General features: G+C 63.0%; 15 protein-coding genes and 1 pseudogene. 6 read left to right on the forward strand and 10 right to left on the reverse strand.

Translation table 11 applies throughout. The features are described 5' to 3' along the window. The 4 genes from B3T59_RS05735 (at position 1) to B3T59_RS05750 (ending at position 4,635) form a co-directional block, all read left to right on the forward strand. The gene (locus B3T59_RS05735) at positions 1-1,278 is read left to right on the forward strand and encodes a Wzz/FepE/Etk N-terminal domain-containing protein (protein WP_287001704.1); all 1,278 of its coding nucleotides are present in this window, start codon (positions 1-3) and stop codon (positions 1,276-1,278) included. Positions 1,279-1,614: 336 nt separating this feature from the next. Further along, the gene (locus B3T59_RS05740; RefSeq protein WP_287001705.1) at positions 1,615-2,862 is read left to right on the forward strand and encodes a hypothetical protein; all 1,248 of its coding nucleotides are present in this window, start codon (positions 1,615-1,617) and stop codon (positions 2,860-2,862) included. 34 nt (positions 2,863-2,896) lie between these two features. Continuing rightward, a complete protein-coding gene (locus B3T59_RS05745; RefSeq protein ID WP_287001706.1) occupies positions 2,897-3,463 on the forward strand; it encodes a hypothetical protein in 567 nt (188 codons plus the stop codon). A gap of 62 nt (positions 3,464-3,525) precedes the next feature. Further along, positions 3,526-4,635 carry a glycosyltransferase gene (locus B3T59_RS05750; protein WP_287001707.1) on the forward strand — a complete coding sequence of 370 codons (1,110 nt, stop codon included), beginning with the start codon at positions 3,526-3,528 and terminating at the stop codon, positions 4,633-4,635. Positions 4,636-4,637: 2 nt separating this feature from the next. Here the strand turns inward: B3T59_RS05750 and B3T59_RS05755 are convergent, their stop codons facing one another. The 7 genes from B3T59_RS05755 to B3T59_RS24565 all read right to left on the reverse strand — a co-directional run bounded on the left by B3T59_RS05755 (position 4,638) and on the right by B3T59_RS24565 (position 11,704). After that, positions 4,638-6,128 carry a glycoside hydrolase family 71 protein gene (locus tag B3T59_RS05755; RefSeq protein WP_287001708.1) on the reverse strand — a complete coding sequence of 497 codons (1,491 nt, stop codon included), beginning with the start codon at positions 6,126-6,128 and terminating at the stop codon, positions 4,638-4,640. Between the two features lie 207 nt (positions 6,129-6,335). Next, positions 6,336-6,722: a DUF5313 domain-containing protein gene (locus B3T59_RS05760; RefSeq protein WP_287001709.1), complete on the reverse strand. Its 387-nt coding sequence runs from the start codon at positions 6,720-6,722 to the stop codon at positions 6,336-6,338. Between the two features lie 88 nt (positions 6,723-6,810). Beyond that, on the reverse strand, positions 6,811-7,842 hold the full coding sequence (locus B3T59_RS05765) for a hypothetical protein (RefSeq protein WP_287001710.1): 1,032 nt from the start codon (positions 7,840-7,842) through the stop codon (positions 6,811-6,813). After that, positions 7,824-9,029, reverse strand: coding sequence for an ATP-binding protein (locus B3T59_RS05770; RefSeq protein ID WP_287001711.1), 1,206 nt, complete (start codon positions 9,027-9,029; stop codon positions 7,824-7,826). The genes B3T59_RS05765 and B3T59_RS05770 overlap by 19 nt, the downstream gene beginning before the upstream one ends. Continuing rightward, positions 8,996-9,652, reverse strand: coding sequence for a response regulator (locus B3T59_RS05775; protein ID WP_287001712.1), 657 nt, complete (start codon positions 9,650-9,652; stop codon positions 8,996-8,998). The genes B3T59_RS05770 and B3T59_RS05775 overlap by 34 nt, the downstream gene beginning before the upstream one ends. A gap of 299 nt (positions 9,653-9,951) precedes the next feature. After that, the gene (locus tag B3T59_RS05780; RefSeq protein WP_287001713.1) at positions 9,952-11,310 is read right to left on the reverse strand and encodes an HNH endonuclease; all 1,359 of its coding nucleotides are present in this window, start codon (positions 11,308-11,310) and stop codon (positions 9,952-9,954) included. A 154-nt stretch (positions 11,311-11,464) separates the two neighbouring features. Further along, positions 11,465-11,704 carry a DUF2510 domain-containing protein gene (locus B3T59_RS24565; RefSeq protein WP_376782632.1) on the reverse strand — a complete coding sequence of 80 codons (240 nt, stop codon included), beginning with the start codon at positions 11,702-11,704 and terminating at the stop codon, positions 11,465-11,467. Positions 11,705-11,906: 202 nt separating this feature from the next. Between B3T59_RS24565 and B3T59_RS05785 the strand changes: the two genes are divergently transcribed. Then, complete coding sequence (locus B3T59_RS05785; protein WP_287001714.1) at positions 11,907-12,092, forward strand: hypothetical protein; 186 nt, start codon at positions 11,907-11,909, stop codon at positions 12,090-12,092. 61 nt (positions 12,093-12,153) lie between these two features. Here B3T59_RS05785 and B3T59_RS05790 read toward each other — a convergent pair whose 3' ends face one another. Next, positions 12,154-12,813: a thymidine kinase gene (locus B3T59_RS05790; RefSeq protein ID WP_251723310.1), complete on the reverse strand. Its 660-nt coding sequence runs from the start codon at positions 12,811-12,813 to the stop codon at positions 12,154-12,156. Between the two features lie 171 nt (positions 12,814-12,984). On the opposite strand from B3T59_RS05790, the gene B3T59_RS05795 reads away from it, so the two are divergent. Then, positions 12,985-14,379 (forward strand): vWA domain-containing protein, encoded by a 1,395-nt coding sequence (locus B3T59_RS05795; protein WP_287001715.1) that lies wholly within the window; start codon positions 12,985-12,987, stop codon positions 14,377-14,379. Between the two features lie 30 nt (positions 14,380-14,409). Here B3T59_RS05795 and B3T59_RS05800 read toward each other — a convergent pair whose 3' ends face one another. Both B3T59_RS05800 and B3T59_RS05805 read right to left on the reverse strand, forming a co-directional pair. Then, a complete protein-coding gene (locus tag B3T59_RS05800; RefSeq protein ID WP_287001716.1) occupies positions 14,410-14,652 on the reverse strand; it encodes a hypothetical protein in 243 nt (80 codons plus the stop codon). A gap of 487 nt (positions 14,653-15,139) precedes the next feature. Further along, a pseudogene (locus B3T59_RS05805) lies at positions 15,140-15,232 on the reverse strand (HNH endonuclease); the annotation flags it as partial.

The following is a 15,232-nucleotide window of genomic DNA, read 5'->3' on the forward strand; positions in this document are numbered from 1 at the left end:
ATGGAACTGCTCAAACTCACCTGGTATGTGATTCGTCGACGGTGGCCGATCATCCTGATCGTGCTGGTCGTTGCCCTGACAGGTGGCGCGCTTTACAACGCCACTCAGAAGAGCGAGTACACGGCGTCGACATCGCTGTTCCTGCGAGCTCCTGATGTGAAGACGTCGTCGAGCGCTTATCAGGGTGATCTGTTCTCGCGTCAGCGCGCACAGACATACATGAACATCATCACGAGCGACGAGCTGGCGCAGTCCGTTGTAGACAAGCTCGGATTGTCCATGAGTCCAACGGAACTCGAGGGACGCGTGAGCGCCTCCACGGTCAAGGACACGGTCATCATCGTGTTGTCGGCCAAGGACTCCGATCCGCAGCAAGCGGCGAATATCGCCAATGGCTATGCGTCGGTGTTCGCCTCTTACGTCGCAAAGGTCGAGAACGTTCAGAACGACCCCAACGTCCCGCCTCTCGTCACGGTGATCAATGCGGCCAGTGCCGACACCGCCGTCCGTGGTGGCTACTCGCTGCCGATGACGCTTGTCTTTGCACTCATTGCTGCGCTGGTTGTTTCGGCTCTGATCATCTGGTTCCTCGAGTACTTCGACACCAAGCCCAGGACGCGCCGCGAGGTCGAAGAGGCGGCCGGGGCTCCGGTGATCGCCACATTCGGTAGCGACATCGACGATCCCGGTGTCCCCAATGGTTCGCTCACGCCTGCGCTCGCAGAAGAGGCGCAACGAGGTGGCGTCGCGGTGAGACAGCGACTGCAGCAGATCACACGATCCGACGACGACACCGACGATGATGACGGCAACGTAGATGGTGCGGCCTTCGCGCTTGTCGGAGATCGCGTCGGCGTCGGCGCGGTGCAGGCCGGATACGCGATCGCAGAGGGGATCGCGGCGAGCGGATCGAGTGTGTCGCTGCTGACCATCGGCGCCTATGTTGCTGATGTACCCGCTGATTCGGGGTCCTCGGTCACTTTGCTGTCGCTGACGACGGCGTTCAGCGACGAGTCGACGATCCGCGAGTCGCTCGAGCAGTTGCGCTCGAAGACCGATTTCGTCGTCGTTGCGTGTTCGTCGGCGGTTACCTCGGTGGAATCCGAGGTAGCGCTGTCACTGTCGGACGGACTGGTGTTGTGCGTTGCGCCGGCGCGGTCGACGTCTGTCGGTATCCGCGAGGCCGTGCGAGTCAGCGACGGAATGCACAAGCCGATGCTCGGCGTCGTAGTCACGCACGCCGTGCAAACACCGACGGTCAGCGGTGTCTACGTTTGAAGAGCACCGGAGAAAGCTGCGCCGGATACGCCTGCACTCGGGCCAGCTGCGCCGGATAGGCCTGACGAACCAACAACGCGCAAGGATGCACCGGCCGTGTTGAGGAAGATTCGCGCCGCCAGCGGGCTGCTCGACCAGATCTTCTCCAGCGCGAGTAATGGTCTGATCCTGTTCGCGCTCGCCGTGGTGGCTTCCCCGGAGACGTTCGGTCGAGTGGCGTTGCTGTTCACTCTGCTTGCGGCGGCCGTAGGCGTGCTGCGTGGAGCATTGGGTACGCCGCTATTGCTCACGGCAGGATCGGGAGATGCGGCGATCCGTCGGCAGGGTGGCTTCTCGATGGCCGCCGCGGCGCTCGCAGGACTTGTGATGTCGTCGGTGCTGGTGATCTGCGGAGCGCTCCTCGGGGTGTTCACCGAGTCGCTGCTGATGGCCGTCACGATTCCGATCGTCCTCACGCAGGATGTGTTGAGATACGTTGCGATCGCGCAAGGCAGGTCGCACCACGCGATGGTATGGGATGGCCTCTGGTTTGTAGGGAGCGTGACTTTCCTGGCGCTCGCGTGGACGATGCCGGACTCCATGACGGCCAATAGTCTCGTTTTCGGCTGGTGCGCGCTTGCCGCGATCGCGCTGGTTGGACTTGCGGTCAGCGTCGCAACCGCGCCGCGGCTACGTGGGCTCTGGGCGTGGGTGGTACACGACGGTTGGCACCGCCTGCGTTACGGCGTCGACTCGGGGCTCGAACAGGCAACGGTATTCATCGTTCTCGCCCTGGTCGGTGGCTACATCGATGTGCATGCGTCTGCGGCGCTGCGCGGTTCGACCGCGGTCCTGGCTCCGTTGGCAATCATCTCAAGTGCATTGCCGCTGCTGATCATTCCCGAATCCGCGCGGACCGGCCGCACGCCCGCCGAGACCTGGCGGCAACTGGTGAAAGTCGCCTTCGCGACATCGGCCATCGCGCTCATCGGTGGCTTGGTGCTCAGCATGCTGCCCGACTCGATCGGACGGTTGGCTCTGGGCGATACGTTCGACCTGTCACGTCACGTCGTGTTCTTCGTTGCAGCCGAGTACGCGATCTCCGGGTGGTTGTTTGCGCTTGGGATCTACCTCAAGGCCCAGAATCACTCGTCGGGCGCGCTGGTGGTCAAGTGCTGCTGGGTTGTCACAACTCTGACTGCGGTCACGGTGGCACTCATCATCGACCGTTCGGCACTGAGCGTCGCGATCGCCATGGTGGTCGCAAGTGTCGTCATGTGCGTGGGGGCGCTGTGGTGGTTCACGCCGTGGCGAGCTTCCGATACGAATGAATCTTTTGAAAGCTCCTCTCCCTCTGAGGATCTCTCACCGACCTCCCCTATAGACGTCCGCAGTCTGATCGATACTCCCTTGGACGGGGGAGCAGTGAAAGGAAATCCCGATGGTGTTACGTACGCTGGCCGAAATGTTGGTGTGGTTGCTGCCCCCGCTTCGCGTGAAGAACCGTTTGCTGGGTTTGTTCGGCCATACAATCCATCCGACAGCTTCGATCATGCCCATTATCGCCATCGGCGTCAGACGAGTGAAAGTTGGAGCCGGCTGTAAGATCGGTCTGCTCAACACCTTTCGTGGTCTCCGGTTGATCGAGTTGGACGATGAGTCCCTGATCGAGTCGTGGACGTGGATCTCCGCCCACCCGATCTTCCAGACGCTCGACGACCAAGCGGGAACCCTGTATCTGGGATACGGATCGAAAATCGGAAGTCGTTGCTATATCGATTGTTCCGGCACTGTTGTCGTGCGGTCGTATGCGGCCCTCGGTGGTCACCGCTGCGTGCTACAAACGCACGAGCCGGATCTAGACGCCGCCGAGCAGACGGTGGGACGCATCACGATCGGTTCACGCTCTCTGGTGTCGAGTCTCACCGTGATGCTCCAGGGGGCTTTCGTGCCGCCGAATTCGGTAGTGGGCGCGCACAGTACAGTGCTCGCGGGATACGACGAGACGTCGCCGAGTGGGCTGTACGTAGGTTCTCCCGCCAAGTACAAGCGCGAGCTGACCGGTGCTTGGTTCGACCGTGACTTCGTGACGATGCGCGACCACCGAATCGATGCGCAGCAGGGCGTCCTGACGGCGGATCGCGTGCGCGACATACGCAATCCCGGTGCTGCGGTGACGCCATCAGAGATGGCTGCGACGCCGTGACGTCGAATCCCGCGACGTCGACAGCTCGAAAGCCTCTGCGCATACTGCACATCGTCACTCTGGTGACAACCGACGGTGCGTTTGGTGGTCCGGTTCGGGTGGCAGAGAATCTCACGGACTATCTGTCCGGCGAAGGGCACGACGTGACAGTCGTCGCGTGTCGCGGAGAGGGCCTCGGTGAGACTGAGCAGTTCAGACGTTCGACGTTGAGGTTGTTTCCGACGTTGACTCGGTTGTACAAGCGAAGCTTTGTGTTGACGACGTCGCTGTGGGCGTTGCTGTGGGTATTGCGGAACCGAGGACGGTTCGACGTCGTGCACGTCCATCTCGCGCGGGACCTGATGACGGGACCTCTCGGATGGCTGGCGGCGTCGGCGTCGACGCGTGTGATCGTGCAGCCGCATGGCATGGTCATGCCGCGAGACGGGCTGGTGTATCGCATCTTCGACGCGTTCACCATCAACCCGATCCTGGCTCGTGCTGACGAGGTTCTGTACCTCAATGACGCCGAGCGGCACGATTTGGAGTCCGTCGCCCCGAGGGGAAAAACGTTGCGGCACTTGGCTAACGGTGTGCCGATGGACGACGGAGTGGGTACGGTTCATGAGTACGACGACACGAGTCGTCCGCTCGAGTTCCTGTTCCTCAGTCGACTGCACGAGCGAAAGCGGCCCGTCGACTTTGTGCGCGCCGCGGTACTGGTGAATCAGGGTGCCGCGCAACGGGGTCTACCACGAGCACGGTTTGCGCTCGCCGGGCCAGACGAGGGGAGCGCGGCGGCGGTGCAGGAGTGCATCGACGTATCGGGGATGTCAGACGACATCCGATGGGAGGGGCCGGTCGAGCCGTCGTCGGTGCTGGGGCGCTTCGCGAAGACGGATGTGTTTGTGCTCCCATCGATTGCCGAACCCTTCGGAATGGTTGTGCTCGAGGCTATGTCGATGGGTGTGCCGGTCATCGTGACCACCGAATGCGGGTTGGCAGACCTGGTTACCGAGTTCGACGCAGGGGTCGTCGTGGAACCTGGACCGGAACCGCTCGCGAACGCGATGAACAGCTTGATCGATGATCGTGACCGGCTACGAAAGCTCAGTGCAAACGCCTTGCGGGCCGCGCAGAGTATGTCGGTCGGCGGAGTCGGACGCAGATTAATGGAGCTGTATACGGCCTAATATCACCGTAATCCGCCGCCCGCGACGTATTGGAGGTCTTGCACGAATGGAGTGGCGGTGACGTCGACAGGGCTGTCGGCCGTGGCGGTGACGGCGTTGTCGCTGTAGATCCACGCGGACACATGTCCGTTCGCCAGCGGGAAAGTACAGGTGGTCACACCTGCGGGGATCGCGCAGTACTGCTGATTGCCGTTGATGGTCACACCCGCATACCCGGGTGTTTGCGAGAATGCGGTGACCTCGACCTGATTGACGGCGGGTGTGCTGCCTGCGCGCAGGGTCATGAGTTTCGTCTGCGGGAAGCTGGGCTTTTGCGCGGCGGTCTGAGTTCGGTGCGTGACGTAGACGGCGTTACGCAGGATGCTTGGGGTGCCGCCGGACTTGTACTGTGCCAGGTAATAGGCCATCAGGTCGAGGATGCGGTATCCGTGCTTGACCGACGGCGCAATCTGGGTGCCCTCGGCGTAGTCGTTCCAGGTGATGAGTTCTACCCAGTTGGCGTTCTGTTGTGTTGCGATTTGCCATGATTGGCGCATCGTGGTGCCGTTGACCGCTTCGTCGTAAATTCCCTGAGACGGCCGATTGTCTTGGAAGGCAACTGTTTGCATCCACTGCTTACCGAGTTGGTGTGCGCGTGTGATGAGGTCGACCGGTGAGCCCCTGCCGACGTTGGTCGTCGGCATGAAGGCGGGATTGCGACCTCCCCACGAACTCAGGCCGTAGCTGATGGGCGCAAAGGCTTCGAGGTTGGAGTTCGCGTCGAGGAGTATCGGGTAGAAGGCGACGGAGATTCCACGCTGCGAGAGCAGGGAAAACACCTGTTGCCACCACGCCGGTGTCTTGTTCTCTGCACGGAACGCGCTGAGGACCAATCTTCCGTCGTCGAGTCGGGTGGCTGCAACACTCGACGCGTAGGCGGCTATGTCGTCGACAAATCCGGCCATCGATTGACTGGCGACAGGCCCGTCCATGTCCATGGTCAGCAGGATCGAGAAGCCGAATCTGGTCGACGCGACCCCCAGCATGTCGTCGACGATGGTCGACGCTGATCGTGCCTGGATCACGTCGACCGCGAAACCGTTGATGCCCACGCTGCGGGCTTGGTCGACCTCCGTACCGAAGTTCTTGTTCTTCCAGTCGGCTGCGGACGACGGCGTTACGGGCAACGGGCGATCGCGGAGGTAACCCCCATATGCGGCGTGGACACCGTTCTCGCCGGTCGGGGTGAGGTACTGCGTGGTGTAGTAGTCGCTGTCCGACGGTTTGTTGTCGAAGGAGAGGGGAAAGTGCGGCATGTAGTGCGCGAAGACCTTACGGCCCGCGGTGCTCCATGACGGAACGTCGAAAGGTAAGTAGGTGGTGCTTGCAGTGGGACGAACTCGGTTGGTGTTTATCGTCGCTGCCACTCCTGCGACGAGAGCCGCGACGATGACAGTGCAGATTGCGATGCCGACCATGGTTCGTCGTCGACTCCTGCGGTGATGCGGGGTCATGCCTGCTCCGTTCACGATCCCCCCATGGACTTTTCCGTCATCACCAGCGATGACACTATCCAATGATCGACTATGACGGAGACTGAGATATGGAGGCGCGCACGGCGATCCGCAGGATGTGGGCGAGTGCCGGCTTCGTCTGTCTGGTTTGCGTTGTTCTGCGGCTATCCCGATGGCGCGAGAGTGTGCCGAGGGGCGAGGGGCTCTCTACGCGCGGCCGCGGTACTTCCGGTGGTACTCGTCGTACAGATCGGCGTTGCGGACCCGCTCGTTGTGCTTGACCAGATCGGGGTTCAATCCGTGCTGCTCGAGTCGGTGCCTGCGGTAGATGACATTCAGGGCGATCGAGAAGAAGACGTATGCGATGGGGATCGGCGAGAACATGATGAACCGGACGCCCCAGTCGGCAGGAACGAACAGCATCGGCAGCATCAGGATGATGCAGGGAATGGCCCAGCGGACCACCATGCGCAGCGGGGCGCCCTTGCCTGCCAGGTCGTTGACGACCCAGTCGCGCATCGAGTCCGGCAGCACTGCTCCGTAGCAGTAGCGAATGTACTGCCAACCTCGTGGTCGAGCCGAGGTGTCTGCCATGGTTTGCGCCCTTCTCGAAATTCAATCGCGTGCGACTGAATTCTACGCGACGCCGTGAGGGAGGCGTCGCACACCAGTGTCCGTGCACTCACCCCGCGTCCCGCACGACGCCGGACTTGTCGACTTCCATTCGGGTGCTGGAGCCGCCCAACGGTCGGTGCAGCACTGAGGCGACGGTCGAGCGATTCGCCGGCGAAACCCTTACGAACACCTCGCCATTGGTTGCGTCGTCGAGCACGCCAACAGCCAGCTCGGTGATTCGGGCTCGCATTTCGGGCGCCAGCGGGGCGGTGGAGTCGTCGATGAGCACCACGTCGACGCCGCGGAGTCGAGCCTGATAGGCGGGATCGTCGAGATCGAGTTCACTCATCAGCGGTGCGCGCAATCGGTCGCGGAGATGAGCCTCGAGGATCTCGCAGTCCAGTCGTTGTTGTGCAGAGAGTTCGGCACCCGAAGCGATCAGTTCGAGAAGTGGTCGGGCAAGCGAATCGAGATGTCGCACCTGCCGTGTCCGTTCGTCGGCAGCGGCTCGCGAGGCCGCGAGCTGCGCTACTCGCACAGTGGTCTGCTGTCGTAGTGAGAAGACTTGTTGCGCTGTGGGGTTCAGTGTGTAGGAGAACAGCATTGCCATGAGGAGAGGTGCGATGTCGGCGGCCACCTGAACCACGGACGCGACGGCTCCGGCACCGCTCAACGCACCCCACGTGGCGAATACCACGATGTTGGCGAGAAAGCCGATCCACGGTGCGAGTCGTCGTCCGCGCACCACCATGAACGCGTAGATCGCTGCAGACGCTCCGTGACTCATCGCAACGGCAACGGAGGTGATCGCTGCAGCCGGCGACACCGACAACACGAGCATGCCGCACACCGGACCGGTCGCAGCGAGGAGCACGGTCGGCAGCGTGGGGAGCGGATCACCCTCAACTGCGATGAGAGCGATGGTGGCAGCCGAGTAGATGATGGCCGCGGCGATGGGGCCCCCTACGTTGGTGACGGTGCCCGCGGACGTCAGAGCTGCGAGCCAGCACCCGCAGATGAATGCGCCCGCCACCAGCCACACGCCGCGCTCGCGCATGCCGAGGAGGTATCTGGCATCGCTCAACTCGTGCGGTTCCACGACAACCTCACTGTTGTTCCGCGCCCCGGCTGCGACTCGATGGTCGCCGAGGCTCCGTCGAGCTTGGACATCCGGCCGACGATGCTCACTGAGATGCCAAGACGTGAGGCGGGAATCGCATCGGGGTCGAATCCTGTTCCGGTGTCGATGATCTCGACGGTCAGCCTGTCGGAAGTCGACGATGCCCGCACGCGTGTGCGTGCCTCAGGCCCGGCGTGGCGAAGGGAGTTTCGGACAGCCTCGGCGGCGGACGCAGCAAGTGCCGTGACCACTGCTCCCGGATAGCGGACGGCGTCGTCGTCTACGAAGGCGGAGACCGTCTGCTGCGGCGCGACGAGGGCCACCGCCGCGCGGATATGACTCAGAGCCCGGGAGGCGCCGACGTCGTCGTCGACGTCGTCGGAGCCCGCTCGGTCGATGGAGGCCAACGCATTGCGCGCATCCTGAACCAGTTCAGACGACGTTCCGCGGCGCGCGGCCAGTAGGAGCGTCGACATGACGCTGTCGTGGGTCAATGCGTCGAACCGTGCCCGCTCTGCCGAACGTGCCTGTGCGGCAGCGGCTGCGGCGGTGGTCGCGTAGGCCTCGGCCCGCGACTGGTCGAGAACTCTGGCGGTGCGTCGGCCCATGATGGTGGCAACCACAAAGACCATGGAGAACGCGTTCATCCAGGCCAACTGGCCCACGATGGGTCCAATCACCTGTGCTTGCCGAACCAACCTGTCTGCGACGATGGACCCGCTGACGGCAACCACGAGTACCACGAATGCCCAGGCCGGTCGGAAAGCGAGGGCTCCGCAGATGGCGGCGAGGCCAGGAAACATCGAGAGCCACAGCCCCTGCACGGTGTGAATCTGTCCGCCGTCCCAGGCAACCCACCAGAGGGCGAGCGTGATCAGATAGCCGATTGCGCTGATGCCGGTGATGGCCTGAAGTCGCCGGTAGCCGGCGCGATACGCCAGGGGGGCCATGGCCAGTCCGGTGCCGAAGGTCAACAGCACTGCCGTCGGGGTATACCAAGAAGCGGTGATTTCAGATGCCGCGGCGATCGGAACCGCCAGTTGTGCGCCGTAGAGTAGGTAGCCGGCGGCCGCGAAGAGAGTGAACTGCCGGAGAATCCGGCGACCCGCGAGCGCGTCGCGCGCGGTCTCGCTTACGGTCGGAGACGACGCGGTATGGGTAGCCATCCGTCCTCGATTGCTCGTTTGTAGAGATCCGTTTTAGTTGGTGCAGGGCGTCCGGCCCCCTGGTATCTCAGTCGGATACGGCTCACATAATCGGCGACGGTCTCGTGGGAGAGGTGGAGCTCTCGTGCGACGCGAGCGGTCGACTCGCCCGCTGCGTACAGCTCGAGCACACGTCGGAGTTGGGGTGGAAGGTCGACGAATTCTTCGTCGGAGTCGATGGCCGCGGCCCAGTCGATACTCGCGACGGTCTTGCCGTCGAGTGCCTGCGCGATGCCGTCGAGGAGCTCGGCTTCGCGTGCGTTCTTGCGAATCACTCCCAGCACACCCGCGGACGCCGCTTGGCGCACGAGATACATTTCGTCTCCCGAGGTGTAGACGAGCACTGGTACGTCGGCGGCGGTGAGCGCCTCGATGTTGGTAAGCGGGGTGGTGCCGTCGTCGAGTCGCAGGTCGAGGAGCACGAGGTCCAGGTCGGTGGTGGTTGCCAACAGACCGGCTACCGTGTCGGAGCCGGCGACCAGTGTGAACTCTTCGTGATCGGCGAATGTGGCACGCAGTCCGCGCACGATTTGTTCGTGGTCGTCGACGACACCAATCCGAGCAGGACGGGTCGAGTCATTCATGTACCGAGTTTGGCTGACCAAGGAGGCGATGCTCTACGCAACGAGCGCCGTGATCGCACTGCAGCACTCTTATTGGTCTGTTCGGACCACAGTTCACTCCGTTGGATGGAGCGGGTGGATGAAGTGAGGCCGCGTGGGGCAGCCAGCCGCGTGTCGGAAGGCTGCCCCGCGTGTTGCCGCGCGGACGTATGGAGTTCTCAAGGTTCGTGCGCGGTCCCGCGGTGCGGATGCGCTGGGGTGTGGTCTAGCGCACGCCGGGCTCGCTCGTGTCTGGCTGAGTCATCTCATGTCTGCCTGAGTCATGCGGCGGCGGGCAGGTTGTCGAGGTTCATGGTGCGTCGGTGATAGGACATGATCGGGCGGCGTTGGGGGTCGACGGTGGTCGGTGGAATGAGCCAGGGGTGGCGGTCGTGGCCCATGACCACGTCCCAACCGCGGTGGTGGACGTCGTAGTGGCACGAACTGCACAGCAGGCAGCCGTTCTCGAGGTCGGTGTCGCCGCCGTCGGCCCAGTGCGCGATGTGGTGAGCGCGAGTCCACGAGGCGGGCGCACCGCATTTGATGCAGCAGTGGTCGCGCTTCTTCAGCGCTCGGCGTTGGGTGCGGGTGAAGAGACGTTTGGTGCGGCCGACAGCCAGCGGGACTTCTTCGCCGTCGGTGATCATGACGGTGACGTCGGCGTCGCAGGCCAGACGTCGGGCGGTGGCTTCGGTGACCGCACCCATGAACGGCAGTGTCGACAGATCGGGAGTTGCAGCGGGGATGGTCAACCCGAGTTGAGTAGGAGCGGCCAATCCGGCGAACGGTTCACTGATCACGTTGTCACCGTTGATGTTCGACGATGCGTCGGTACCTGTGCCGTTGGCAGCTAGATCGAGGATGATCTCGAGCGCGTCGGCGCACCGACGTTCGGGGCCGCGCGGGTCGCGTGAGCCGTCGGGTTGCGGTTGCGGAGCCGAGAACTTGTCGATAGCTGTCATCAGCTTCTCGGCGACGGAGGCGTCGAGATCGGCTTTGACGCGCAGTCGGCCGTCGACTTTGGTCGTTGTCAGCGAGTTGATGCAACGGTCTTCGGCGGGTGGCAGACCGCCGGTGTCGTCGGATCGAATGTTGCCGACGGTGCGGGCATATTCGAAGATGTCGGCAGGCGTGGTTGTCGAGAATGCCTGTGCGGCAAGCGAAGATGCGTACCGTCGTCGTTCGTCGCTATCGATAGGTGTGGCGCTGCGCTGCTCGATATGGGCGAGTCCGCGCACGATGGCGTCGACATGTGCCGACGAGAATGCGCCGTCTGCGGAGAACCCGTCGACCGTGCCGAGGCTCCCGAGGGCCCGACCGATGCGTAGCCATCGGTGCGCGTCGGCTGGGGCCACTCCAAGCTCGCCCAAGAGCTCAGTCATCTTGCGGCCCTGGCGTTTATCGACACCGAGCCGGCACAGCGCGGCCGTATGTGCGGCGAGCTGGTGCTCGGTGACGTTGCGCAATTCGATCAACTCGCGGATGGTTTCGCAGGCGAGAGCGGCGTCGTCGTGGCTGGCGCTGACGGCATCGCGGACCACGGCGATAGCGTCGCGGAGCGCGGCAAGAACAGGGTCGGCAGGGGCAGGGTCGGCAAGGACGGAGTCGGCTGAAACGGTGATTGGCGACGAATCAGACATGACTCCAAGGTACACGAACGCGTGTTCGAGTCAAGCTCTATTATTACTGGTAGAGGGCCTGTGGATAACTCGGTAGTAGGCGCCGAAACTGTCGGTGGCGAGTGGTATTGGCGACCACTTGTCTGTCAGACTTCGACCGCCGGCACGTGCCGGGCTAATCCGAGCGCGGGCGAGTGTGCGGGGTCCACTGAGCGCCGTCATACCAGCGAAGCAGCGCCGGATTGTCCGGTGCTGCATACCATCCGGGCTGGAACGCTGCGTTTGGGATCTGTGAAATCGTGCGTCGAGATCTGGTGGATTTCACAACGAGTACCACGACTATCGCAGGCACTCCGACGACCAATAGGAGGACAACGAGAAGGATCAGCCAGTGGAACCAGGAGATTGCGCCCATGGCCGGAAAGTATAGGGGTCCGAATCAGGTTGCAGGATCGTCGGATCCGCACCCATGTGGCAGCCTCGACGAGGTGGAAGCACTCGGCTTTGGCGCAGTCAAGGTGCGCGGGTGGGCATTTGACCCGAGCGACAGCGGAAGATCCATAGATGTCCACGTGTATGCGGGACCGCAACCGGGTCAATCGGGAGGCTATGCGAACGTGCTGAAGGCAACGAAATCGCGACCCGACGTCAATACCGCGTACGGAATCACCGGCAGCCACGGCTTCGACACCACCGTCTACACCAAACTCCGTGGGCCTCAGACGGTCTGTGCGTATGGCATCAACATCGGCGAGGGCTGGACCAATCCCCAAGTGGGTTGCAAGACAGTCACCGTCAAGTAGTTGTGCTACGTGAAATCTGACGGTCTCGTGGTCTTCCCGCGGTGTGCGGTGCGCGTGGTACTCACCTCGCCACCCGCCCACTGACGAAATGCTGACGGCACAGCGCGCGGTACTGCATCGGTCCGTCGGCGGTATCGCCGACGGCGACCACGTCGCCGGTCCGCACCATCACACCGTCGACGATGCGAGCGTTCATGAATGCTGTTCGGCCACACCAACACAGGACGACGGCCTGTAGTCGGTGCATCTCGTCGGACACCTCGACGAGACGTGCAGCGCCGTCGAACAGCTTTGATCTGAAGTCGGTGAGGAGTCCGTAGGCGAAGACGTCGAGGCCGCTTTCGTCGACGATTCGCGCGAGTTGGTCGACCTGCGCAACGCTCAAGAATTGCGCCTCGTCGCAGACGACGTAGTCGATTCGCGAACTGGGAAAGCCTTCGACGAGCGCAAAGACGTCTGTGTCGTCGTCGATCAGCACGGCGTCGGCGACGAGTCCGATCCGACTTGTGACCAGTGACTGGCCCGAGCGGTCGCGCTTGGTCATCAGCAGACCGACTCGCCCCTGCTGGCCCTGATTGAAGTGCGTCTGCAGTGCGAGCGTCGTCTTACCCGCGCCCATCGGTCCGTAGTAGAAGACGAGGCGACCCGGCTCGTCCACTGTGTGCACCTCCGTTGCGAGCACCTCCTCCAAGACCAGGCTTTCGCCGCCAGTGCTCGTCACATGATGCTGCACGGGTGCGAGTCGTGCAGGACTACGGGGCACACAGGAGCAGGAGTCGTGCAGGACCAGGTAGTGGCCCGGTGGATACCCGATCGTGTGTCCGTTCCCTTAATCGGACGAACTTCGCGATATGGGTGCACGTGTCGCCTCGGTGATCGCTACGCTGCGGCCATGAATCGTGCCCTGAGATGGTCGTTCTTGCTGTGCGCGCTGTGTGTGACTGTGCTCGTCGGATGCGGGACGTCGACAAGCGGTGCGCCGGTCGGCGCATCGTCGCAGACGACCTCGCCCAGCAAAGCCACGACGCCGGTGGTCGTGGTGCTCGACGGTTCGGAATCGATGCAAACAGCAGATGCTCCGGGACCACGCATCGACGCCGCGCGGTCGGCGGTGAAGACCTTTGTCAACGACCTCGAACCGCAGACGCCGTTCGGTCTCGTGGCGTACGGCAACACGATGAGTGCCAAGACGACCCCGCAGCCGACGGGATGCACCGACGTTTCGACGCCGATCCGCCTCGCCCCGATCAACAAGGCCGAGGCCGTTCAGGCGATCGACGGGATGAAGGCGCTCGGCTGGACGCCGCTGTCGCGCGCGCTCACTCAGGGCGTCGAGACGCTGGGGTCCGATGGTGGGTCGCTGGTTCTGGTGTCCGACGGCGAAGCAACGTGTCAGCCCGACCCATGTGAGACTGCGCGCTCGTTGCAGGCCGAGCACCCGAACGTCTCGATCAGCACGATCGGGTTCAAATCGTCGGACGCGCAATTGGAATGCATCGCGCGCGAGGGCGGCGGAGTCTTCGTCACCGCAGACAATGCGGCGCAACTGTCGTCGCGAATCGACGCGGCGCGTGACGCCGACTCTGCATCGCAGAGGCTGACCAACACCGGACTCGGTGGGATCAAAATAGGTGAATCGCAGGGAGCGATCCGGGCCGACAACCCGTCGTTTCCCGCATTGTCGAGCGGAACCCGTGAGGGCGACAAGGTGGTGGTGCGTTGGAAGGACTGCGATTGGGTCTTCGATGGCGAGACGCTGACCGAGATCCGACCTACCAATGCGTCGACGGTGGACGGCATCCAGTCCGGGACTCCGATGCGTCGGGTGATTGAGTTGTTCGGTGAGCCGGTGAAGGTCGACTCTGCTTCCTCCACAGCGTATTTCGCGGCGGACGAGTCGCAGGGGATCGCGCTGAGGGTCGTGTACTCGGGTGATGCGAGGACCGGAACAGTGCGCACCATCGTGTTGTGCAGATGCCTGCCGCAGCGATCGGGCGCATCGACGTCCACGAAATCCAGTGCGAGCGCAAGCAATGGCACCACATCGAAGACGGAACTGTGCGCCGCGTGGAAGACCGTCTCCGACGTCTTTACCGGTCCCGTCAACATCATCAATGACAGGGCTCCACAGAATGTAGCGAAGGTACAGAGGCTTGCCGACGCCGCGCAGAAATACCCGAACGATGCAGTCCAGTACGAAGGCGCGTACCTCGCCAAGCAAGCATCGTCGTTGTCGCTGTCTGCGTTCACTTCGCAGCAGAACATCAAGTCAGTCTGTACGGGGTGAAACTCTCGCGCGCGCGGCGTGGTCGGAACGTCAGACGATCAGGTCGCCGAAGCCCTGGCGCTCGATGCTCCGCATCAGCCGCTTCGAGGGTTCGTGGTCTTTCAACCAGAGCGCGACGCCAGCGCGCTGCTCGGCGTCGACGGCCTGGTAGAGGCCAAGGTCGATCAGCAATGTACCGAGGGTCTGCGGCGGAGGCAGCTGCGCATGCTGCTGGTAGTAGGCGACGCCATCTACCACGTGTTCTCCATCATTCTGATTCGATATGGTGCTCACCACCTAACCTGGGCTGCGGCTTCCGTTACGTTGCCCTCCCCGATTTCTACGTCGACGATATAGATCCCTCTCACCTTCATCAACAATTCGCGCTGGTCAACCAGCGTCATGTCGGCTACCTGCTACACCCAAAGCGCGTGAGTGCCGCTGTGCGCCACGAGCTGGATGACCCCGGTCCAGAGAGTCGGCCACTTCCTCCGCCTCGATGTCGTCGGCGGTCCCGGGCCGATGGTCAGCGCGTTCGATGCGTTGCACCCGCTCGTAAAAGCGATCTCTCGACGATGTCTCCGGAGCAGGTCGTCGGCATCGTGCGCTCAGTATGAAGTTCTCAAGGAACGTGCCCGACGCGGCGGCGTGGACGGGTTGTGGCAGTGAGATGGGTTGCGGCAGCGAGACGGAGCGTGGCAGTGAGCCCAGTTGAGGCAGTCGGACGAGTTACGGCGCCAGGACCGGGCAGGTCGTAGGCAGGTGGCGGTCGGGCGGAACGTCAGGCGGCGGCGTCGTCGAGGCGCAGTGTTCGTCGGTTGTAGGCGGGTAACGGAGTTCGGTGAGGGTCGACGGTGGCGGGTGGGATGAGCCA

Source organism: Gordonia sp. UBA7860, assembly GCF_002500165.1.
Classification (GTDB): domain Bacteria; phylum Actinomycetota; class Actinomycetes; order Mycobacteriales; family Mycobacteriaceae; genus Gordonia; species Gordonia sputi.